The sequence below is a fragment of the Burkholderia sp. MSMB1078WGS genome (genome assembly GCF_001528895.1).
Taxonomy (GTDB): Bacteria; Pseudomonadota; Gammaproteobacteria; order Burkholderiales; family Burkholderiaceae; genus Burkholderia.
Genome location: NZ_LPDI01000037.1, coordinates 81,121 through 103,300 on the forward strand (window position 1 = coordinate 81,121; position 22,180 = coordinate 103,300).

The following is a 22,180-nucleotide window of genomic DNA, read 5'->3' on the forward strand; positions in this document are numbered from 1 at the left end:
TACTTTGTCATAGTGACCTAAGATTGGTAATGTGTTCTACAAAAGGACGCGCCGGATACGAAGCAGCAGTACCCGACCTCGAACCGAACCGGTTCTCGACAACTCACGTTTCAGGAGACAACCATGGCTAAGCACCCCGTCGTCGTTTATGGCGCAAGCGGTTACACCGGCATGTTGATCATGGACTGGCTGATCGACCAGAACATCCCGTTCACGGCGGTCGCGCGCAATGCGGGCCGCGCGAAGGAAATGATGGCGCAGCGCGTCGTGCGGCTCGAATCCGCGCAATACGAAATCATCGAAGCGGAGCACAACGTCGATGCGCTCGTGAAGGCTTTCCGCGGTGCGAAGGTGGTGTGCAACACGGTCGGACCGTTCTCGAGCTTCGGGCTCGTCGGCGTCGAGGCCGCGCTGAAGGCCGGCTGCCACCACCTCGATACGACCGGCGAGCAGTCGTACATCCGTGCGGTGCGCGACGAATTCGGCGAGCAGTATCGCCAGGCCGGCCTGCTGGTGTCGTCGTCGAACGCCTACATGTACACGTTCGCCGAGATCGCCGCCGAGCTCGCGCTCGAAACGCCGGGCATCGATGCGCTGGAGACGGCCACGCTGACGCGCGGCCCGCGCGGTGCGGCCGGCGTAAGCATCGGCTCGACCGCGACGATCTTCGACGGCGCCCGCCATGAGTCCTGCTACCTGTGGGAGAAGGCGCTCGTGCCGCACGCCGCGGACGCGTCGTTCACCGTCGCGACGCCCGAGCTGATGCAGCCGGTGTTCTGCCTGCCGTGGGGCGGCACGTCGCTGCCCGTCTATTTCGAGCACGATGCGCGCGTGCGCAGCTGCATCTCGTGCGTGGGCTTCTACGACAACAACGTGATGAAGCTGGTGCACCAGTTCGGGCAGAAGTGGGAAGCCGAATACAAGCACCTGCCGCGCGAGCAGCAGGACGAGGTGCTGAAGCAGGTCGTCGCGTCGACCACGCCGACGATGCCGCCGCGCGAGCGCACGACGATCCAGCGCAGCGTCGATTTCGCGATCGGCCGCGGCCAGCTCGCGGCGGTGCGCGCGACCGTGCACGGCGTCACGCCGTACATCTCGACGGGCGCGATTCATGCGGCCGGCGTGCTGAAGCTGCTCGACGGCGATACCGCGCGCACGGGCTTCGCGTCCGGCTCGAAGGCATTCGGCCATCGCTACCTGCTCGGCTTCCTCGAACAGCGCGGGCTCGCGCGCGCGACGGTCACGCAACTGTGACGACCGCCGCCGCATCGGTACAGATCCAACGGAATTTGTGACATGGCCATTATCGATTTCTACGACCGCGGGTGGCGGCTCAATCCCGACGGCATCGCGTACATCCAGGACGAGCGCAACTACACGTTCCAGGAGATCGGCGAGCTGTCGTGCCGCATCGCCAACGGGCTGCTCGCCGCCGGCTTCGCGAAGGAGGCGAAGGCGGCGGTGTGGGCCGACAATGACGTGATCGGCTGGAGCTGCGCGCTCGGGATGTGGCGCGCCGGGCTCGCGTACATCCCGGTGAACGGCCGCAACGCGGTGGCCGAGAACCAATACGTGCTCGATGCGTTCGACTGCGAAGTGCTGTTTTTCCATCAGGCGTTCGCGGACGCGATCGATGCGCTGAGGCCGAGCCTGCCGAAGATCCGGCTGTGGGTGTGTCTCGACGCCGACCTGCCGTGGGCGCCGTCGCTGGCCGCGTGGAGCGAGCGCCAGCCGGCGACGCAGCCAGCCGTCGATTACGCGATGGACGACGTCGTCGCGCTGTCGGCCACGGGCGGCACGACGGGTGCGCCGAAGGGCGTGATGAACACGCATCGTTCGCTGCAGACGTACTTCGCCCAATTCATGATCGCGATGACGTACGACGATGTGCGCCCCGTGAATCTCGCCGCGGCGCCGATGACGCATACGGCCGGCATGATGTCGCTGCCGTGCACCGCGCGCGGTGGCACGGTGGTCGTGCTGCCGAAGCCCGATCCGGCGTTGCTGCTCGGCGCGATCGTCAAGCATCGCGTGACCGAGTTCTTCCTGCCGCCGACCGTGATCTATCGGCTCCTCGATATCCCCGGCATCGAGCAGGTCGATTTCTCGTCGCTGCGCTACTTCCTGTACGGTGCCGCGCCGATGTCGGTCGAGAAGCTCAAGCGCGCGATCGACGTGTTTGGCCCCGTGATGACGGGCGGCTACGGGCAGACCGAGGCGCCCGCGTCGATTTCGTACCTGACGCCGGCCGAGCATTTCGTCGACGGCAAGCTGGCGCCCGACACGCGACTCGCGTCGGTCGGCCGCCCGAATCCGCTGGTGCGCGTCGAGATCGTCGGCGAGCGCGGCGAGTTGCTGAAGCAGGGCGAGACCGGCGAGATCTGCGTGCGCGGCGATCTCGTGATGAAGGGCTACTACCGCGCGCCGGACAAGACGGCCGAGACGATCGTCGATGGCTGGCTGCACACCGGCGATATCGGCCATCTCGATCGCGACGGCTATCTGCACATCACCGACCGCAAGAAGGACATGATAATCAGCGGCGGCTTCAACGTCTATCCGAGCGAGATCGAGCAGGTGATCTGGGCGCATCCGGCCGTGCAGGACTGCGCGGTGATCGGCGTGCCCGACGACAAGTGGGGCGAGGCGGTGAAGGCCGTGGTGGAGCTCAACGCCGGGCAGCAGGTGAGCGCCGAAGAACTCGTCGCGCTGTGCAAGGAGAAGCTCGGCTCGGTGAAGGCGCCGAAGAGCGTGGACTTCGTCGCTGCGCTGCCGCGCAGCACGGCCGGCAAGGTGCTGAAGAAGGACCTGCGCGAACGGTACTGGCAAGGCCAGCAACGCAGGATATGAACCTGATTCATACGGATTCCATACGATGAGCAACATCTACATCGCCGGCATCGCGATGACCGTGTTCGGCCGGCATCTCGAGCGCAGCCTCGACGATCTGGCGAGAGAGGCGCTGCAGCGCGCATTGCGGGACGCCGGCTGCCACGCCGATGCGATCCGCGCCGCGTTCTACGCGGGCATCACCAACGGCGCACTGCAGGGGCAGCTGTCGATTCCCGGGCAGGTCGTGTTCAGCAAGATCGGCCTCGAAGGCATTCCGGTGTTCAACGTCGAGAATGCGTGCGCGTCGGGCAGTACGGCCGTGCACCTCGCCGTGCGGCAGTTGCAGTCGGGCGCATGCGACGTCGCGCTCGCGCTCGGCGCGGAAAAGATGAACGTCGCGGACAAGGCGAAATCGTTCGCGCTGTTCGAGGCCGGCTGGGACGTGTCGCGCGTCGACGAGAATTTCGCGATGCTCGCGCGGCTCGGCGAAGGGATCGAGCCGCCGCCCGGCTCGGAATCCGACCGCCCGTACAGCCGCTTCATGAAGATCTACGCGGCGCTGTGCCGGCATCACATGCGCACGTACGGCACGACGCAGCGGCAGATCGCCGCCGTGTCGGCGAAGAACCACGGGCATTCGGTGCACAACCCGTACTCGCAGTTCCGCCAGCCGTTCACGATCGACGAGGTGCTGGCGGCCGCACCGATCACGTATCCGATCACGCTGCCGATGTGCGCACCGCTGTCGGATGGCGCGGCGGCCGCGATCCTCTGTACGGAAGAAGGGCTGGAACGCATCGGCGCCGACCGCAGCCGCTGCATCCGGATCGCCGCGAGCGTGATCCGCAGCTTCACGCGGCGGCGCATCGACGAGCCGCACAAGCACATCGGCCGGCTCGCCGCATTCCAGGCGTACGAGCAGGCCGGCGTGGGGCCGGAGGACATGGACGTGGCCGAAGTGCACGACGCGTCGGCGATGGGTGAAATCATCCAGGCCGAGAACCTCGGCTTCGTGCCGCTCGGTGAAGGCGGCCCGGCCGCCGAGCGCGGCGAGTTCACGCTCGGCGGGCGCATCCCGATCAACACGTCCGGCGGCCTCGAATCGAAGGGGCATCCGCTCGGCGCGACCGGCATCGGTCAGTTATACGAACTGGTCACGCAGTTGCGCGGCGAAGCGGGCGCACGGCAGGTGGACGGCGCGCGTCATGCGATCCAGGAAAACGGCGGTGGCTTGCAGGGCGTCGAAGAGGCGGCACTGGCGATTCACATTCTCAGCAGGGATTGACGGAGACGGACATGGGCGACGCACACGGCGCAATGGCGCTCGGGCAAGTAGCGCAGGCAGGGCAGGCGACGCGACCGGCGTCGGGCGGGGTCGGTTCGGCAGCGGCGATGCAGGCGGCGGGCACCGATGCGGGCGGGCCGCTCGCGCGCTGGGGCGAGGGCATTCGCGCCGACGCCGCATTGCGGAAATATCGCCCCGTCGGCGGCTGGATCGAGCCGCCCGAGCGTGCGCAACCGGCGCTCGAAGGCGACGTGCAGGCGGACGCGATCGTCGTCGGCGCGGGCTTTGCCGGCCTGTCGACCGCGCTGGAACTGGCCGCGCGCGGCGCGAGCGTCGTCGTGCTCGAACGCGAGTTCGCGGGCTTCGGCGCGAGCGGGCGCAACGCCGGCTATCTCGCCGGCGGCCAGGGGCTCGAATACGAGCTGTTTCTCAAGCGGGTCGGCCACGAACAGGCGAAGCGGATCGTCGGCTTCTACGACGAAGGCGTCGCGTACGTCGAACGCAAGCTCGCCGAATACGCGATCGACTGCGACTACCGCGCGTCGGGCATCATTCGCGCGGGCGTGCATCCGTCGCAGGAGAAGCGCCTGCGCGAGAGCATGGCCACCGGGATCGAACTCGGCTCGCCTGCGGAGTTTCTCGATGGCGCGGCGATGCGCGAGCGCGGGATTCCGCCGGCGTTCCTGTTCGGCGCGTACGTGCCGGGCGGCGGCACGCTCGATCCCGGCAAGTACGTGACGGGCTTGCGGCGGGCTGCGCTCGCGGCCGGCGTGAGACTTTACGAGAACACCGCGCTGCTCGAATTCGACGCCGGCGAGACGGTGCGCGTGCGCACCGCACGCGGCAGCGCGAGTGCGCCGGTGCTGGTGCTCGCGACCAACGCGTACACGCCGCAACTCGGCTTGCTCGGCGACAAGGTGATGCCGCTGCGCGTATCGGCGCTCGAGACCGAGCCGCTGTCCGACGCGCAGCTCGAGGCGCTCGGCTGGCCGAATCGCGAGGGCATCGTCACGCCGCATCTGACGATGGAGAGCCATCGCCTGACCGCGCGCAACACGCTGTTGCTGACGACCAAGCGGCTGCATTACGTCTACGGCTCGCAGACGCCGAACGTGCCGGACGGCGACACGTATCGCGCGCTTCTGAAGACGCTGCACGCGCGCTTTCCGCAACTCGGCGACGTGCCGGTGCGCGCATGCTGGAGCGGCTACATCTCGTTCGCGGGCGATGCGTTGCCGGTGGTCGGCGCGGCCGGCGCACACGGCAACGTGTTCTACACGGCCGGGTGCTCGGGGCATGGCGTCGGCACGCAATCGCTGATCGGCCGCGTGCTGGCCGAGCGCATTCACGATGGGCGATCGTCGCTGCTCGACGCGTTGACGCACAAGACGCCGTCGGTGCCGCCCGAGCCGCTGCGATGGTGTGCGATGACCGCGATGCTCGGCGTCGCGAACCTGCTCGACGAACGCGTGAATCGCAAGGTGCGGACGATGTAGCGGCGCATGCGGTCGTCGCGACGCGAAAACGCGCATCCGGCCGGGCCACCCGACGGAAGGGCGGCTCGATGGAAAATGCAGCTCGCATCGGGTATAGTCGTTGGCGCTCCGTAAGGGACGGAGCGTCCATTCGACGAAGCCGAAACGCCCTCTTCACGACGAACACGATGACAGTGTCCAACGAGCCGCGCAGCACGAAAAAGCGACGCACCTCGACTCCCGCCGCCGCAGCCGGCAACACCGACGGCTTGCGGGCGCAGGGCCTGCGCACCCGCAACACGATCATTCGCGTCGCACGCAAGCTGCTGCTCGACGGCGGCCCGCTGGAATTCTCGCAGCGCGCGGTTGCCGCGGCCGCAGGCATCAGCGTCAGCAATCTGCAGTACTACTTCCCGACCCGCATCGCCGTGTTGCGGGCCGTCATCGAACCGGTCATCGACACCTATCTCGACGACATGAAGCGCGCGATGAGCAGCGAAGCGTCCCCGCGCGACGTGTTCGAAGAGATCATGCAGCGCTCGATCGCCGATGCGAAGGATGCCAAGTACAACGCACTGTTCCGGCATTTGCTGTCGTTTGCGGCTACCGATGCCGAATGTTTCAAACTCTACGACGAGTGGTACACGACGCTGACGCGCGACCTCGCGCAACTGCTGCGCGCCGTCAATCCGGCGTTCAGCGCGGCCGACAGCCGGCATGCGGCCACGATGCTGATCGCGCTTGCCGACGGCCTCGCGATGCAGTACGGCACCGGGCGGCAGACGCAGGCGCTCGAAGCGTATTTCCTCGCGACGTCGCGCGCGATCGCCTACGGCACGCTGACGGGTCCGGCCGGCAAATAACTGCACGAGCCTGCAGCGCCAAGCGAATCGGGACAGGGGAATACCCTGTCTTTTTTTTGCTTCCCGTGTTTGTCATGATGACCTATGTTTGGTATGTATTACTAGATGTTGGATGGCCGGGCGCATCCGCTGCCGGGCCGACATGATTCGAGTCCAGGAGGAGAACGGAGATGATTCGTCTGAACAAGTCCGCGGCGCTGCCCGCGGTCGGCATGACCGGCTTCGAGACGCCGCTGAGCGAAGAGGAAAGCGCAATCCAGCACACGGTTCATCGTTTTGCGCGCGATGTGCTGCGGCCGATCGGTCGCGAGCTCGACCGGATGACGGCGGAGGACGTGATCGCTCCAGGCTCGCCGTACTGGGCCGCGATCGTCGAGAGCGCGAAGCTCGGGCTCGATCCGCAACTGATCGCGCAGTTTCCGGCGGAGACAGCCGTGCGCATCGAGTCGTTGATCGGCGAGGAACTTGGCTGGGGCGATTCGGGCCTCGCCGTGTCGATCGGCGCGGCCACGATGCCGCTGATGATGGCGCACACGGTCGGCAACGCCGAACTGATCGAGATGTGCGCGGGCAAGGTCGGCTGCTGGATGAACACGCAGCCCGATCGCGGGTCGGATGCGGCGATCCTGTATCGGCAGGAGCTTGCCGGGAATGGCCGGCAGCCGGTCGGCAACGTGACCGCGAAGGTCGGCGCCGACGAGATCGTGATCAACGGGCAAAGCTCGGCGTGGATCTCGAACGGCTCGGTCGCGCAGGTCGCGCTCGCGTACATGGCGGCCGACTACGGCGACGGCTTCTATGGCGAAGGCGAGCGCAGCGCGTTCACGAACGGCATCGCGATGATCCTGCCGCTCGATCTGCCCGGCGTGTCGCGCGGCAAGCCGCTCGACAAGATCGGCCAGCGCGCGCTGCCGCAGGGCGAGATCTATTTCGACAACGTGAAGGTGCCGAAGCGCTTCGCGGTCGCGCTGAAGGACGACTATCTCGGCAACCTCGCGTCGACGTGGTCGTATGCGGGCACGCACATGTGCCAGGTGTTCGTCGGGGCGGCGCGGGCCGCGTTCGAACTGGCGCTCGCGTATTGCCACGAGCGCAAGCAGGGCGGCGCGCTGCTGATGGATCACCAGATGACGCACCTGCGCATCGGCGAGATGCTGCGCCGGCTCGAGATGGCGCGCGCGATCGCGCGCCGCAGCCTCGCGTTCTCGCGGATGTCGCCGCAAAGCCATCCGTATGCGACCGCGCAAGCAAAGGTGAGCGTGACCGAGGAGGCGATGAAGATCACGCACGAGGCATTCCAGCTGTTCGGCGGCAACGGCACCACGCGCGAATTCCCGATCGAGAAGCTGTTCCGCGACGTGCGTTCGGCCTTGATCGAGGATGGCGAGAACTACATCCTCGCGTCGCGTCTCGGCGTGCTGGCGGGCCAGCTTTACGAGAACGGGTGGACGCGCGAATAAGCGCGGGTCACACGGGCGGTGTGGGCGGGCTTTCCTTTACGGCTTACTTTCGCGTGTAAAGAAGACACGGCGGCCGGATCGGAACGCGCGTGCCCATCCAGCGGCACGCGCGTCCGTACTCAGATGCGACCGAGCAGCACCAGTATCACGACAATGACGACGATCAGCCCGACGGTCCCCGATGGCCAATAACCCCAGCTTCGGCTATGCGGCCATGAAGGAAATGCTCCGATGAGCAGCAGAATCAGAACGATGATGAGGATCGTACCGAGCATCGCATCCCTCCTGGATTTATTCGACACGGTATGCGCCGACGCAATTCGCGTGCCGCGACGCGGGTGCCGGTGAAAGTCGGTGCAAGCGCATTGTTCGAATTCCGCGAATTCATGTGGTGAATACCGATCGATTCAGAAAATAAATTTCAAAAATGTATGCCCGGTCGCTATGCTGGGCCTTCGGTTTTCCTCAGGCGAGCGCAATGGCTGAACTCTTTCTGGTACGGCACGGGCAGGCGTCGTTCGGCACCGACGACTACGACCGGCTTTCCGCTGCGGGCGACCAGCAGGGCGTCTGGCTCGGCGAATACTTCGCACGGCAGGGCCTGACGTTCGACCGCGTGATCTGCGGCACGATGAACCGCCATGCGCAGACGGTCGCCGCGATCCTGCGCGGGATGGGCCGCGAAGGCGTCGCGGTCGACCGCCATCCGGGCCTGAACGAATACGATTTCCAGGGGCTGTTCGCGGCAGCCGCCAGCGACTACCCGGAGATCGCGCGGCTCGCGGCCGGCTCGATGAAGGAACACTTCCGCGCGCTGCGGCAGGTGCTGCACCTGTGGACCGAAGACAAGCTCGGCGATGCGGCCCCCGAAACCTGGGCCAGTTTCCAGCAGCGCGTGGCCGACGCGCGCGCCGCGATCCGCCACGGCGGCGGCCAGCGCGTGCTGGCGGTGAGTTCCGGCGGCCCGATCGCGGTCACCGTGCAGCAGGTGCTCGCGGCGCCGCCGTCGAGCGCGATCGCGCTGAACCTGCAGATCCGCAACAGCAGTCTTTCGCAGTTTTTCTTCAACGCCGACGCGTTCCACCTCGCGTCGTTCAACGGCATCCCGCATCTGGAGGATCCTGAACGACATGCGCTGCGGACCTACGGCTGACCCACGAACGATCGCGACGATGACGAACCCTTCCCCGCAACTCGACGTAGCCCGCCTCACGCGTTATCTGGAAACGCACGTGCCGGGCTTCGAAGGCCCGGTCGACATGGAGAAGTTTGCCGGCGGCCAGTCGAATCCGACTTTCCTGCTGAAGGCGAAGAGCGGCCGCTACGTGCTGCGCCGCCAGCCGCCGGGCGAACTGCTGAAATCCGCGCACGCGGTCGACCGCGAATTCCGCGTGCTGAGCGCGCTGTCGGGTACCGCGGTGCCGGTCGCGCATCCGTATCACCTCTGCGAAGACCGCGACGTGATCGGCAGCCTGTTCTACGTGATGAGTTTCGAGGATGGCCGGATTTTCTGGGATCCCGCACTGCCGGAACTGCCGAAGGCCGAGCGCGCGACCTGCTACGACGCGCTGCTGCAGACGATGGCCGCGCTGCACGACGTCGATGTCGACGCGGTGGGCCTCGCCGACTACGGCCGCCCGGGCAACTACTTCGAACGCCAGATCGGCGTGTGGACGAAGCAGTATCGCGCGGCCGAAACCGGGCGCCTCGACGCGATGGAGACGCTGATCGACTGGCTGCCCAAAGCGTGCCCCGAGGACACGGGCCGGCCGGCGCTGGTGCACGGCGATTTCCGGATCGACAACCTGATGTTCGCGCGTGACGACTATCGCGTGCAGGCCGTGCTCGACTGGGAACTGTCGACGCTCGGCAACCCGCTCGCCGACCTCGCGTATTTCTGCATGTGCCTGCGGCTGCCGTCCGGCGGGCAGGTGCGCGGGCTGGCGGGCCAGGATCGCGCGGCGCCCGGCATTCCGGACGAAGCGGCGATCGTCGCGCGCTACTGCGAGCTGCGCGGCATCGCGCCGATCCGCGACTGGCACTTCTACCTCGCGTTCAGTTTCTTCCGGCTCGCGGCGATCGCGCAGGGCGTGAAGGCGCGCGCGCTGCAGGGCAATGCATCGAGCGAGCAGGCGCTGCGCGTCGGCGAAATGGCCGGCCGGCTGGCCGAAATGGCCGTCGGCGTGATCGACGCGCATCGCTGACGTCGCCGCGAAGCGCCACGATCGCCGCGCGGCGGCACGACATCCCAATCAATGGAGGAGCACAGCAACATGGCAACGAACCTGTTCGATCTGACGGGCAAGATCGCGCTGGTGACGGGCGCGAGCCGCGGCATCGGCGAGGAAATCGCGAAGCTGCTCGCGCAGCAGGGCGCGCACGTGATCGTATCCAGCCGCAAGCTCGACGACTGCCGGGCCGTGGCCGATGCGATCGCCGCCGCGGGCGGCCGCGCCGAGGCGCTGGCGTGCCACGTCGGGCGTCTGGAGGACATCGCCGCGACGTTCGAGCACATCCGCGGCAAGCACGGCCGTCTCGACATCCTCGTGAACAATGCGGCCGCGAACCCGTATTTCGGGCACATCCTCGATACCGATCTCGCCGCGTACGAGAAGACCGTCGACGTGAACATCCGCGGCTACTTCTTCATGTCGGTCGAGGCCGGCAAGCTGATGAAGACGCACGGCGGCGGCGCGATCGTCAACACGGCGTCGGTGAACGCGCTGCAGCCGGGCGACCGGCAAGGCATCTACTCGATCACGAAGGCGGCCGTCGTCAACATGACGAAGGCGTTCGCGAAGGAATGCGGCCCGCTCGGCATCCGCGTGAACGCGCTGCTGCCGGGGCTCACGAAGACCAAGTTCGCGGGTGCGCTGTTCGCCGACAAGGACATCTACGAAGCGTGGATGACGAAGATCCCGCTGCGCCGCCACGCGGAGCCACGCGAAATGGCCGGCACCGTGCTGTATCTGGTGTCGGACGCGGCGAGCTACACGAACGGCGAATGCATCGTCGTCGACGGTGGCCTGACGATCTGAGCACGCGATGAAACTCGACAGCTATGCCGGCCAGACCGTGATGATCACCGGCGCCGCGAGCGGCTTCGGCGCGCTGCTCGCGAGCGAACTCGCCGCGATGGGCGCGCGGCTCGCGCTCGGCGACCTGAACGGTGAGGCGCTCGAACGCGTGGCCGCACCGCTGCGCGCGGCCGGCGCCGACGTGCTCGCGCAGCGCTGCGATGTGCGTGTCGAAACGGACGTCGCTGCGCTGGTGCATGACGCCGTCGCGCGTTTCGGGCGGCTCGACGTCGGCATCAACAACGCGGGCATCGCACCGCCGATGAAGGCGCTGATCGACACCGACGAAGCCGATCTCGATCTGAGCTTCGCGGTGAACGCGAAAGGCGTGTTCTTCGGGATGAAGCATCAGATCCGCCAGATGCTTGCGCAGCGCGAAGGCGTGATCCTGAACGTCGCGTCGATGGCCGGGCTCGGCGGTGCGCCGAAGCTGGCCGCGTATGCGGCGTCGAAGCATGCGGTGGTCGGGCTCACGAAGACGGCCGCGCTCGAATACGCGCGCCATGGCATCCGCGTGAATGCGGTGTGCCCGTTCTACAGCACGACGCCGATGGTCACCGACGGCGATATCGGCGATCGCCAGGATTTTCTCGCAAAGGGCTCGCCGATGAAGCGGCTCGGCCGGCCCGACGAAGTCGTCGCGGCGATGCTGATGCTGTGCGCGAAGGAAAACACCTATCTGACCGGGCAGGCCGTCGCCGTCGACGGCGGCGTCTCGGCCTTCTGAACCGGACGAACGGATCACGACAATCTCGAGGAGTCGATCATGGACTTTGGCTACACCCCGAAAGTGGAAGCGCTGCGCGAACGTGTGCGCGCGTTCATGGACGCGCACATCGTGCCGCGCATCCGCCAGTGGAACGACGAAGTGCACGCGGGCCGGTATCCGGTGTCGTTCATGGAGGAGCTGAAGGAGCGCGCGAAAGCGGAAGGGCTGTGGAACCTGTTCCTGCCGCACCTGAAGGACGACGAGCCGGGCACGGGCCTGACGAACCTCGAATACGCGCCGCTCGCCGAGATCATGGGGCGCGTGAGCTGGGCGTCGGAAGTATTCAACTGCAACGCGCCGGACACCGGCAACATGGAGCTGCTGCACATGTTCGCGACGCCCGAGCAGCGCGAACAGTGGCTGCTGCCGCTGCTGCGCGGCGAGATCCGCTCGGCGTTCGCGATGACGGAGCCCGACGTCGCGTCGTCGGATGCGACCAACATCACGACGCGTATCGAGCGCGTGGGCGACGAGTACGTGATCAACGGCCGCAAATGGTTCATCACGAATGCCGCGCATCCGAACTGCAAGATCTTCATCGTGATGGGCAAGACCGATCCCGATGCCGAATCGCACCAGCAGCAAAGCATGATCCTCGTGCCGCGCGACACGCCGGGTGTGACGGTCGTGCGCAACATCACGGTGGTCAATCACCACGCGCCGGAAGGACACTGCGAGATCACGTTCGACAACGTGCGCGTACCGGCGCGCAACCTGCTCGGCGAGGAAGGCAGCGGCTTCGCGCTCGCGCAGGCGCGCCTCGGGCCGGGCCGCATCCACCACTGCATGCGTTCGATCGGCGCGGCCGAGCTGGCGCTGGAGCTGATGATCGACCGCGCGCAGTCGCGCGTCGCGTTCGGCAAGCCGCTGAACCGGCACGGCACCGTCGGCGAATGGATCGCGCGCTCGCGCATCGAGATCGACCAGGCGCGCCTGCTGGTGCTGAAGGCCGCGTGGATGATCGACAAGGTCGGTGCCAAGGCCGCGCGCAAGGAAATCTCGATGATCAAGGCGCTCGTGCCGACCGTTTATACGGACGTGTGCGACCGCGCGATGCAGGTATTCGGCGCAGCGGGCTTGAGCCCGGATACGCCGCTGGCCGACCTGTGGACCTGGGGCCGCGCGCTGCGCTTCGCCGACGGCCCGGACGAGGTGCACCTGCAGGCGATCGCGCGGATGGAGATCAAGGACGGCGAGCCCGGTGCGACGGCGCCGTACCTGACGCCGCCACCGCGCGGCTGAGCGGGGCGACGTGGACGAACGAATGGCGCCCGCCGTAAGATCTCGGCAAGGAGATTCGGCGATGCGCCTTTCGAAGATTGATCTGAACCTGTTCGTCGTATTCGAGGCGATCTACAACAAGCGCAACCTGACGCGCGCGGCCGAGGTGCTGAACCTCACGCAGCCGGCCGTCAGCAACGCGCTGGCGCGGCTGCGCAAGACGCTGAACGATCCGCTGTTCGTCAGCACGCCGGCCGGGATGATGCCGACGCCGATGGCCGAGAACATCGTCGGCCGCGTGCGCGAGGCGTTGCAACTGCTCGATTCGAGCGCGCACGAAGGCGACGTGTTCGATCCGGCTTCGTCCGAGCGCGTATTCCGGCTCAGCATGAGCGACCTGACCGAAGCGCTGCTGCTGCCGGCGCTCGGCGAGTTGCTGCAGACGCATGCGCCCGGCATGCACGTGCGCAGCTACACGATGGATCGACGCGAAGTCGCGACCGCGCTCGCGAACGGGTCGGTCGACCTCGCGATCGACGCGCCGCTGATCGGCGACCCGCACCTGCACCAGGCGCTGCTCGTGCAGGACCGCTACGCGTGCATGATCCGCGACGATCACCCGTTCAAGGGCGATACGCTGACCATGGACGACTACCTGTCGATGGGCCACATCCACGTATCGAGCCGGCGCAAGGGCAGCGGGCACGTCGACGCGGAACTGACGCGGCTCGGGCTGCGCCGCAACATCCAGATGCGCGTGCAGCACTACATGGTCGCGCCGCTGATCGCGATGCGCGGCGATCTCGCGCTGACGGCGCCGCTGCGGCTGCTGCGGCGCTATCCGGCGCGGATTCTCGAACTGCCGTTCGAGATGCCGGGGCTCGACTACTTCTGCTACTGGCATCGCAGTGCCGATCAGGATCAGGGCAGCCGGTGGCTGCGCGAGCAGTTGATGACGCTGATGGGCGGGATGGGGGAGGGGCGGTGAGGAAACGCCGTGCATGCGGTCGTCGCCGTCGACGCGATCGATCGCGCGCACCGTCCTGAGCGGTGGTCCTCGATAAGGCGTTTTTCGACAGTTGCGGCGACGTCATCCGTCGGTAGAATCGGTACTTCCCTACCGGAGTGCCTCGCATGGACTCTCACGCCCCGAATCGCCACGCGCTGGCGCCGCTCGCGTACCACGAAACCGTGGCCGACTATTTGCGCCGGCACGAGCCGGACGTCTGGCGCTGGACCGGCGAGCGCCAGACGCATGCCGAACAGCTCGAATCGCTGCGCGCTTCGTTGCTGCGGGAAACCTACCGGATCGACGCCGATGCGCACGGCAACGTCCATGCCGCCCTGGCGCTGGCGATGGAGCGACTCGGGATCGTCGACGTGCCGGCCACGCTCTATCAGTCGCCAGGCACCCAGATGAATGCGTCGCTCGTATTCGTACCGGGCGAGATCCACATCCTGTTGCAGGGCCCCGTTCTGGAGCGGCTGGCACCGGAGGAGCTGCTGGCGATCCTCGGGCACGAGCTCGCACACTATGTGCTGTGGTCGCTCGACGGCGGCCGGTTCCTGACCGCGGACCGGATCCTTAGCGATGCGGTGGCCGCTCCCGGCGGAGCCGACAGCCATCGCGAGACGTTTCGGCGTTATGCGTTGCACACCGAACTCTTTGCCGATCGCGGGGGCGCATTGGCGGCGAATGCGGTGGCGCCTGCCGTTTCGACACTCGTGAAGGTGCAGACGGGCATCAGCACGGTGGATGCAGCGGCTTATCTACGTCAGGCCGCCGAGATCGAATCGAACGAATCGGGCGCCAGCGCGGCATTGAGCCACCCCGAGACTTTCATCCGTGCCCGTGCGCTTGCGCTGTGGTGGGACGGCGAGGCAAGCCTCGACAGTTGGATCGACACGCGCCTGCACGGCCCGCTTTCGCTGGAGCGGCTCGACTTGCCGGGTCAGGCGCGCCTGCAGGCGCTGACGCGCGGATTCCTCGCGCATTACCTCGACGGCGCGTCGCTGGCCAGCGACGCCGTGCTGGCCCAGGTGCGCATGCTGTTCCCGGACTGGCGTGACGATGAGCCCGTCGCCGGCCCGGATGCATTCGACGCGGCAGGTGTCGACGACAGCGTGCGCAGCTACCTGAACGCCCTGATGATGGATCTCGCGCTGGCGGACCCCGATCAGCGCGACGTGGCGTTGTTGCGCGCCGGGCAGGTTGCCCGGTCGCTCGGCAGTCTCGACGCATTGCAGCTCAACCTCCGGCGCGACGCGGGCCTCGGCAAGCGCGAATTCGAACGCTACAAGCGGCAACTGGCCGAGGAGAAGGACGCATGAACGACAGGATCGCCGACGGTGCGCCGCGCACGCTGCGTACGCTGATTGCCGCGCAGGCCGGTGCGGCATTGTCGACCGACGACGTGCTCGTGCTGGTGCTGCCGTTGTTCGCGCAGGTGGCGGAACTTCACGCGCAGGGCAAGGTGGCGTCGCTGGACGCGGACAGCATCGTGATCGACGAAGGGGGCGGCCTGGCGCTGCGACGCCCCGACGGCGAAGCGCCGCAGATGGACGTCGGCGCCGTGCATCGCGTCCAGCCGCACCCTGCGTCGGGCCTGAACATCGTCGGTGCGCTGCAACTGGAGCACACGCCCGATGGCCATCACAGCCAGACCGATCTTGCATTGCAGCTTGACGCAGCGGCTCCGGTCGTGCGGCCCGTCTATTTGCCAGGGTACGCGAGCTGGGAGCGATCCATCGGGCATCACGACGAGATCACCGACGTGTTCATGCTGGGGATGGTGCTGGCCAGCCTCGCATGCGGGCTGAACTTCGAAACCGAAAGCGACCTGCGCGCGTTCGTCGAGCATCGACGCAATCTGTTCGTGCTTCATGAACGGCTGCATCCGATCGTTGCGGCGGCGATCGTCGAAATGACGGAAGTGAACCGCCATGATCGCGCGACCGACGTGGCCGCGCTTGCGATGCGCCTGCGCACCTGGCGCGAGCAGCCGCTCGGCCTGGACGTCGAGCGTGCATTGGCCGGGGCGACAGGGGCGGCGTCGCGCCGCGGTGCAGTGCTGACGCACCTGCGCGACCGCTTGTTCGATCTGTCGCGTCGCAACCGGCTGCTGCATTTCCGGCCGACCGCGGCGACCGTCAACCTGACCGTGGCCAGCGTGCCGCTGATGCTGCATATCGAAAGCGTGCGCCCGGAGCACATCTGCACGTGGGGCGGACCGTTCGCCGCCGACCTCGTGGCCGGCAAGGCGGTGGCGTTACAGCAATGGCTGCGGTTCGACGATCAACCGTACCTGCCCGCGTCGCTGGACCGGCTGATCGCCGATACTCGCCGCGAACGGGCCGAATTCGGCTTCAGCAACCTGCGTCTCGTGATCGCGTTCCTGCGCTGGCACAACCTGAAGGACGCCCCCGACGAGCGTATCGTCTCGCCCCTGCTCTGGTTGCCGGTCGAACTCGTCAAGCGCAAGGGCGTGCGCGATCAGTACGTGATCCAGTGCGCTGGCGGCGACGCCGAATTCAATCCGGCGCTGCGGCACCATCTCAGTCAGCTCTACGACATCCGGTTACCCGAGACGGTCGACCTGGGCAAGATCACGCTGGCTGAGATTCATGCGGATATCCTGACGCAGATCCGGAGGTCGGAACCCTCGGTCGAGCTTCGGCTCGTCGACAAGGCGTCCGTACGGCTGGTGCGCCAGAAGGCACAACAGCGCATGCAGCAATACCGACGGCGGAAGCCCGCGGCACGTGCAGGCGGTTCGCACGGCGGTCGGCTGCCCTCTTTCAGCTATGCGCAAGACGATTACCGACCGCTCGGCCGCGCGTTGTTCGAGGAATGGGTGCGGCCGAGCGAACTGCCGCAGCGTTTCGAGGCCGGCGCCACGCCGGGCGCCAGCCTGCGTCGGCCGCAGATGGCGGGCGCAGCGGCAGAGGCCGTCGACGAGCGGCAGGGTTACGTGCTGCAGGAATCTGACGGGCATCGCTATGCGTGGGATTTCGATCTGACGCAGGTCACGCTGGCCAATTTCAACTACAGGAAGATGTCGCTGGTGCGTGACTACGCGCAACTGCTCGACGAGACCACCGCGAATCCCGCCTTCGACCGGGTGTTCTCGATCGAGCCGCGCGAGGTCGAAGCGTCGGCGGCCGCGCCGCTGCCGGCAGGAGAGCAATGGAACGTGGTGGCTTCCGATGCGACCCAGAATGCGTCGGTGAGCCTGGCGCGCAGCCAGCGCAGCTTCATCATCCAAGGGCCGCCGGGCACCGGCAAGTCGCAAACCATTACCAACCTCATCGCCGATTACGCGGGGCGCGGCAAGCGTGTGCTGTTCGTATGCGAAAAGCGTGCGGCGCTGGACGTGGTGTTCCACCGGCTCAAGCAGAGCGGGCTGGACGCGCTGTGTTGCCTCATCCACGATTCGCAGTCGGACAAGAAGGCGTTCGTCGCCGATCTGAAGGGCTGCTACGAGCGATGGATCGCCCAACCGCACGACAGCGAAGCGCTGCACGCACGACGAGCGGCGTTGATCGATGCGCTCGACGTACAGCAGCGACGCATCGATGCATTCGAAGCGGCGATGGCGGCTGCGCCCGACGCGCTGGGTGGCAGCGTGCGCACCTTGCTGCGGCGGCTGGTCGCGCTGCCGGCGGTACCGGATGTCGGCTTTGCTTTGCGCGAGCGCTTGCCGGCGCTGGCCGTTTGGGACCGGCATGGCGAGCTGACCCGGCGCGTGCATCGTGCGATGCGCGAACGGTTCGGCGCGAACAGTCTGGCCTCGCAACCTTTCGCACGGCTGTCTGCGGCGCTGCTGGCCGACGAGCGGGCATTCGGGCGGGTCGAGCAACTGTGCCAGGACGCCGACGCGCTGTTCGACGCGCTCGATCCGGTGCTCGACAGCACGGTGGCGTCGATCGGACACGCCACGGCGCTGTCGCGCGCATGCGCGATCGCAGCCGATTGCCAGTGGCTGATCGATACCGGCCTCGCCGCGCATCTCGACGTGCTCGATCCGGCGTCGTCCGCACAGACGGTATTGCGAGAAGCCCGCGATGCGTTGTCCGCGCACGCAGACGCGCTCACGGCCGCGCAGGCTGCCACCGTGCACTGGCGAGACAAGCTGTCGCCGGGCGATACCGTGTCGGCGCTCGCACTCGCGCGCCGGCTCGAGGCGTCGGCGATGCGATGGCTGCAGCCGGCATGGTGGCGGTTGCGCGGCGAGCTTCGGCGTCGCTACGACTTCGCGCAGCATGCGGTGCATCCCGGCTACGTCAAGGTGCTGGAGCAGCTTGCCGCCGAGCAGGCCGCGGCTGCGGCACTCGACGCAGCCGATGTCGAGTGCCGCAAGCGCTATGGCGTGAGCGAAATGGCGGCGTTTCTGCGCGCGCTGGCCGAGCTGGAGGCGCGGCTGGCGTCGGACGGCGATCTGCGCGAACGGATCGCGAATCTGCGTCAGGCTGTCGATCCGCTTGCTGCCGCGCGTATCGATGCCGGCGCACGCGAGGCCCTCGACAAGCTCGAGCGTCGCATCCGCGACAACCTGGTCATGGACGATGACGTGTCGCTGGCTGAAATCGCCGAGGCGCTGCGCGATCTTCGGGAGGGACTGGACGACCTGCCTGATTTGCTGCCGCTGTTGCGTGCGGTCCACGCGGCCGACCCCGCCTATGCGGCGACGCTGCAGTCCGTCGACCTCGCGCCCGCGGAGCTGGAGGCGCTGATTGCCGACGAGGCGTTGCGCCGCCTGGAGCGCGAGAATCCGGTGCTCGCGCGATTCGGCGGCGTGGCGCTCGCACAGGCCGCGCGTGCCGCGGCCCGGATCCAGCGCGAATTGCTGACCGTGAATGCCCAGGTCGTGAGCGCGACGTTGCATCGGCAGTTTGCCGACCACGTGCGCCAGTCGTCGTTATCGGCGACGCAACTCGATGCCGACGGCAAGACCTTCAAGAAGCGCTACGCAACCGGCCGGCGCGAGCTCGAACACGAGTTCGGCAAAAGCATGCGCCACCGTTCGATCCGCGATCTCGCCGATGACGAAACGGGCATGGTCGTCAACGACCTGAAGCCGATCTGGCTGATGAGCCCGCTATCCGTATCCGATACGCTGCCGCTGTCGCCCGATCTGTTCGACGTGGTGATTTTCGATGAGGCCAGTCAGATTCCCACCGAGGAAGCCGTGCCTGCGCTCAGCCGTGCCCGTCAGGTCGTGGTGGTCGGCGACGAGATGCAGTTGCCGCCGACGAGCTTTTTCACGGCAGCGGGCGCGGATGGCGACGACGAGATCGTGATCGAGGAAGAGGGCGAGCGCATCGCCATCAATCTCGACTCCGACAGCTTGTTGAATCAGGCGGCGCGCAATCTGCCCGCGACGCTGCTGGCGTGGCACTACCGCAGCCGGCACGAAGCATTGATCAGCTTCTCCAATGCGGCGTTCTACGATGGTCGTCTCGTTACGATTCCGGACCGCGTGCTGGAGCGCGCCGACGAGGACGGGTGGTCGGTGCGGTCGAGCCAGGACGATGCCGGCATCGTGGGCGCCGATGCGTTGCTCGCGCGGCCGATCAGTTTTCATCGGCTCGACGACGGCGTGTACGTCGAGCGGGGCAACGTGCCCGAAGCGCGCTATATCGCGTCGCTCGTACGCGAGATGCTGCGCCGGGAGACGGGCCTGAGCCTCGGCATCGTCGCGTTTTCCGAGGCGCAGCAGAACGCGATCGAAGCGGCGCTGGAGGCACTGGCGGCCGAAGACGCCGACTTCGCCACGCTGCTCGAGCGCGAGTACGTGCGCGAGGACGACGACCAGTTCAACGGCCTGTTCGTGAAGAACCTGGAAAACGTTCAGGGCGACGAACGCGATGTGATCATTCTCAGCATCTGCTACGCACCGGGCCCGGACGGCAGGATGCTGATGAATTTCGGGCCGATCAACCAGCGTGGCGGCGAAAAGCGTCTGAACGTCATCTTCAGCCGCGCAAGGCACCGGATGGCGGTGGTTTCCACGATTCAAGCCGATGCGATCACGAACGTGCACAACGACGGCGCGGCCGCGCTGCGGGCATTCCTGCAATTTGCGCAGGCGAGCGCCACAGGCCAGTTCGACCGTGCACAGGCGGTGCTCGGTGCGCTGAATCAGGGTGCGCGCGATGCGTTCACGCGGCGGACATCGCCTGACGCCATTCGCGATGCGTTGGCCGAAGCACTGCGCGCACGCGGTCACCAGGTCGATATCGACGTCGGCCGTTCGCAATTCCGCTGCGACCTGGCGATCGTCGATTCGTCGAAGCGGGACTACGCGCTTGCGATCCTGCTCGACAACCCAGCCCATGTCGTGACCGATACGGCGGAGCGCTATGTATTCCGGCCCGGCATCCTGCGCGGCTTCGGCTGGCGTGTGCTGGACATCCCCGGGAAAGATTGGCTTGATGACCCGGCCGCGGTGCTGGCGCGCATCGAGGCAATGCTTGCTGACGGTGAAGATCGAGCACTCGATCAGGAAATCGAGCTGCCGACGCCGGTTGTTCAGACGCCCGCGCAGGAGGCGGAAACTGTGCAGGGCGAGACTGCAGCGGCGACTGGCGTGTCGACGGAACGCGTGAGATCGCTGCGATTCGAGCAAGGCACTTCCAGCAAGTTCTGGCGCGCCAGCCTGCGGGGCACGGAGCTGAACGTGACGTACGGTCGGATCGGATCGGCAGGACAAGCCAACCTCAAGCAATTCGAAACCGTCGAGCGTGCACAGCGCGAGATGGACAAGCTGGTGGCGGAGAAACTGCGCAAGGGCTATGTCGAAGACCCGGCCGGGTGACGGCCGGCGTTCGATCCGCCGTTCATGCACGCGTTCCGCACGCAGCTGTGGTGCGACTTCACGTTTTCGACGTTCCTCGCGTGGATCGACGGCGTGTTCGATTTGACCGGACGAAACGGGGCGACCCCGGGACGCCGGGTGTTCACGCGGGGCGGATGAACGGGGATAGCGGCGGCGCGCGGATGCGTGCCGCCGTATCGTTAGTATGAGTCGTCGTCGAAGCGAGACGCCGCCGGCTGGCGCTTCATGTCCTTCAGCCAGCGCCTGACGTTGTCCGGATCCTCGAATTCGCGCAGCGCGACGGCCAGGTCCTGGTTGCTCCGCTGCATGCCGGCAATGTCGCGCGTCAGCATGCGCAGCACGGTATCGGGCGCGACCTTGGTGGACGACGCGATCCCGTACGTGCCCCTGAAATCGTTCTCGACGTGCACGATCTCCCGATCGAGCTCGCGCAACTGTTCCTCGAGGATGCCGTTGTAGCGCATGAGCCGTGCTTCGCCGAGGCCGTCGATCGCGCGCCGGTCGATCTGTTCGATTTCCAGCTGCAATTCCAGCAACTGCAGCAGGTTGCCCTTGTCGTAAGCGTGATTGACGCGCTGCATCAGCGCGGTCTTGCGTGCCTGTTCGTTCGGATCGGATTCGCGATCGGGGTGCAGCGCGCTGGCCAGCTTGCGATAGATTTCGCGGATCGATTTGTTCGATTCGGCCTGCTCGGCTTCGATCCGCGCCTGCGCGGCCGATTGCTTCGGTGCTTTCTTGCGCTTCGCACGCTGCGCCTCGCGGGCCGCGTGAGCGGCCATGTCGCGCTCGAACTGGGCGTCGAGTTCGGCCTGCATCCGCTCGGCGAGTTCGTTGGCGGACAGCGAGTCGAGATCCTCGGGCGAGGGCGACTGCGATTCGGGTTCCCGTTTCGGTTTCGTCGGCTCGGGAGCGGCCGTTGCGTTGCCGACGTGGTCGGATCCGGCATGCCGGTGGTAAATCACCTTCAACGCCGCGTCGTCGCTGGTGTGCAGCAAATCGCGCGCCATGTCGGCGATCAGGTCGGACAGCGTGCGCTGCTCGGCTTTGCTCAAGCCCTTCTGCAGGAACGCGTCGTCGAGCAGATGGATCAGCCGGATGCGCAGCGCCGTTGCCTCCTGTTCGAGCGGCAATAGAGCGTCGACGAATTTCTTCTGGAACGCCGGCATGACGGCTTCCCACGCACCGAGACGTTCGCGCCGCTTTTCGATTTGCTCGACGAGCGTATTGAACGTCTTCTGGGCTTTCGACAGGCTGGCTGTCTCGTGGCTGGGCGCGATGGCGACCGCGGCACCGCGACGTGCGGTCATGATTGATGTCCTCCGGCCGCGGCGGGACGCGCGGCAGGCCGGTATTTTAGCCG

16 protein-coding genes are annotated in these 22,180 nt (G+C 66.7%); 14 read left to right on the forward strand and 2 right to left on the reverse strand.

The genetic code is table 11. The features are described 5' to 3' along the window. Positions 1-123 precede the first annotated feature (123 nt). From WT24_RS08300 to WT24_RS08325, 6 genes are all read left to right on the forward strand, one after another. Positions 124-1,254: a trans-acting enoyl reductase family protein gene (locus WT24_RS08300; RefSeq protein ID WP_060032563.1), complete on the forward strand. Its 1,131-nt coding sequence runs from the start codon at positions 124-126 to the stop codon at positions 1,252-1,254. A 42-nt stretch (positions 1,255-1,296) separates the two neighbouring features. Next, positions 1,297-2,850, forward strand: coding sequence for an AMP-binding protein (locus WT24_RS08305; protein WP_060032565.1), 1,554 nt, complete (start codon positions 1,297-1,299; stop codon positions 2,848-2,850). 25 nt (positions 2,851-2,875) lie between these two features. Beyond that, the gene (locus tag WT24_RS08310) at positions 2,876-4,117 is read left to right on the forward strand and encodes a thiolase family protein (protein WP_059503644.1); all 1,242 of its coding nucleotides are present in this window, start codon (positions 2,876-2,878) and stop codon (positions 4,115-4,117) included. A gap of 11 nt (positions 4,118-4,128) precedes the next feature. Beyond that, positions 4,129-5,613, forward strand: coding sequence for an FAD-binding oxidoreductase (locus tag WT24_RS08315; RefSeq protein WP_060032568.1), 1,485 nt, complete (start codon positions 4,129-4,131; stop codon positions 5,611-5,613). A gap of 167 nt (positions 5,614-5,780) precedes the next feature. After that, the gene (locus tag WT24_RS08320) at positions 5,781-6,455 is read left to right on the forward strand and encodes a TetR/AcrR family transcriptional regulator (protein WP_179949326.1); all 675 of its coding nucleotides are present in this window, start codon (positions 5,781-5,783) and stop codon (positions 6,453-6,455) included. A gap of 170 nt (positions 6,456-6,625) precedes the next feature. Continuing rightward, the gene (locus WT24_RS08325) at positions 6,626-7,915 is read left to right on the forward strand and encodes an acyl-CoA dehydrogenase family protein (protein WP_059503649.1); all 1,290 of its coding nucleotides are present in this window, start codon (positions 6,626-6,628) and stop codon (positions 7,913-7,915) included. A gap of 119 nt (positions 7,916-8,034) precedes the next feature. Here WT24_RS08325 and WT24_RS32400 read toward each other — a convergent pair whose 3' ends face one another. Further along, positions 8,035-8,190, reverse strand: a complete 156-nt coding sequence (locus tag WT24_RS32400) for a DUF3309 family protein (RefSeq protein ID WP_034185249.1) — start codon at positions 8,188-8,190, stop codon at positions 8,035-8,037. 203 nt (positions 8,191-8,393) lie between these two features. Between WT24_RS32400 and WT24_RS08330 the strand changes: the two genes are divergently transcribed. From WT24_RS08330 to WT24_RS08365, 8 genes are all read left to right on the forward strand, one after another. Then, positions 8,394-9,068 (forward strand): histidine phosphatase family protein, encoded by a 675-nt coding sequence (locus WT24_RS08330; protein WP_060032573.1) that lies wholly within the window; start codon positions 8,394-8,396, stop codon positions 9,066-9,068. A gap of 19 nt (positions 9,069-9,087) precedes the next feature. Beyond that, the gene (locus WT24_RS08335; protein WP_060032575.1) at positions 9,088-10,119 is read left to right on the forward strand and encodes a phosphotransferase; all 1,032 of its coding nucleotides are present in this window, start codon (positions 9,088-9,090) and stop codon (positions 10,117-10,119) included. 69 nt (positions 10,120-10,188) lie between these two features. Beyond that, complete coding sequence (locus WT24_RS08340; RefSeq protein ID WP_060032578.1) at positions 10,189-10,953, forward strand: SDR family oxidoreductase; 765 nt, start codon at positions 10,189-10,191, stop codon at positions 10,951-10,953. Between the two features lie 7 nt (positions 10,954-10,960). Beyond that, a complete protein-coding gene (locus WT24_RS08345) occupies positions 10,961-11,719 on the forward strand; it encodes an SDR family NAD(P)-dependent oxidoreductase (RefSeq protein ID WP_059503659.1) in 759 nt (252 codons plus the stop codon). A 39-nt stretch (positions 11,720-11,758) separates the two neighbouring features. Further along, positions 11,759-13,003 (forward strand): acyl-CoA dehydrogenase family protein, encoded by a 1,245-nt coding sequence (locus WT24_RS08350; protein WP_059503661.1) that lies wholly within the window; start codon positions 11,759-11,761, stop codon positions 13,001-13,003. 61 nt (positions 13,004-13,064) lie between these two features. Next, positions 13,065-13,970: a LysR family transcriptional regulator gene (locus tag WT24_RS08355; RefSeq protein ID WP_059833874.1), complete on the forward strand. Its 906-nt coding sequence runs from the start codon at positions 13,065-13,067 to the stop codon at positions 13,968-13,970. A gap of 203 nt (positions 13,971-14,173) precedes the next feature. After that, entirely contained in the window at positions 14,174-15,313 is a 1,140-nt protein-coding gene (locus WT24_RS08360; RefSeq protein WP_257127453.1) for a hydrolase, read from the forward strand. Continuing rightward, positions 15,310-20,799 carry an AAA domain-containing protein gene (locus WT24_RS08365; RefSeq protein ID WP_060032585.1) on the forward strand — a complete coding sequence of 1,830 codons (5,490 nt, stop codon included), beginning with the start codon at positions 15,310-15,312 and terminating at the stop codon, positions 20,797-20,799. The genes WT24_RS08360 and WT24_RS08365 overlap by 4 nt, the downstream gene beginning before the upstream one ends. Positions 20,800-20,999: 200 nt before the next feature. On the opposite strand, the gene WT24_RS08370 is transcribed toward WT24_RS08365, so the two are convergent. After that, on the reverse strand, positions 21,000-22,127 hold the full coding sequence (locus tag WT24_RS08370) for a J domain-containing protein (protein ID WP_060032587.1): 1,128 nt from the start codon (positions 22,125-22,127) through the stop codon (positions 21,000-21,002). Positions 22,128-22,180: the final 53 nt, after the last annotated feature.

Bases quoted from the DNA above. Each gene is read 5' to 3' on its own strand.
- WT24_RS08300 (WP_060032563.1), top strand. From the start codon at position 124: ATGGCTAAGCACCCCGTCGTCGTTTATGGCGCAAGCGGTTACACCGGC.
- WT24_RS08305 (WP_060032565.1), top strand. From the start codon at position 1,297: ATGGCCATTATCGATTTCTACGACCGCGGGTGGCGGCTCAATCCCGAC.
- WT24_RS08310 (WP_059503644.1), top strand. From the start codon at position 2,876: ATGAGCAACATCTACATCGCCGGCATCGCGATGACCGTGTTCGGCCGG.
- WT24_RS08315 (WP_060032568.1), top strand. From the start codon at position 4,129: ATGGGCGACGCACACGGCGCAATGGCGCTCGGGCAAGTAGCGCAGGCA.
- WT24_RS08320 (WP_179949326.1), top strand. From the start codon at position 5,781: ATGACAGTGTCCAACGAGCCGCGCAGCACGAAAAAGCGACGCACCTCG.
- WT24_RS08325 (WP_059503649.1), top strand. From the start codon at position 6,626: ATGATTCGTCTGAACAAGTCCGCGGCGCTGCCCGCGGTCGGCATGACC.
- WT24_RS32400 (WP_034185249.1), bottom strand. From the start codon at position 8,190: ATGCTCGGTACGATCCTCATCATCGTTCTGATTCTGCTGCTCATCGGA.
- WT24_RS08330 (WP_060032573.1), top strand. From the start codon at position 8,394: ATGGCTGAACTCTTTCTGGTACGGCACGGGCAGGCGTCGTTCGGCACC.
- WT24_RS08335 (WP_060032575.1), top strand. From the start codon at position 9,088: ATGACGAACCCTTCCCCGCAACTCGACGTAGCCCGCCTCACGCGTTAT.
- WT24_RS08340 (WP_060032578.1), top strand. From the start codon at position 10,189: ATGGCAACGAACCTGTTCGATCTGACGGGCAAGATCGCGCTGGTGACG.
- WT24_RS08345 (WP_059503659.1), top strand. From the start codon at position 10,961: ATGAAACTCGACAGCTATGCCGGCCAGACCGTGATGATCACCGGCGCC.
- WT24_RS08350 (WP_059503661.1), top strand. From the start codon at position 11,759: ATGGACTTTGGCTACACCCCGAAAGTGGAAGCGCTGCGCGAACGTGTG.
- WT24_RS08355 (WP_059833874.1), top strand. From the start codon at position 13,065: ATGCGCCTTTCGAAGATTGATCTGAACCTGTTCGTCGTATTCGAGGCG.
- WT24_RS08365 (WP_060032585.1), top strand. From the start codon at position 15,310: ATGAACGACAGGATCGCCGACGGTGCGCCGCGCACGCTGCGTACGCTG.
- WT24_RS08370 (WP_060032587.1), bottom strand. From the start codon at position 22,127: ATGACCGCACGTCGCGGTGCCGCGGTCGCCATCGCGCCCAGCCACGAG.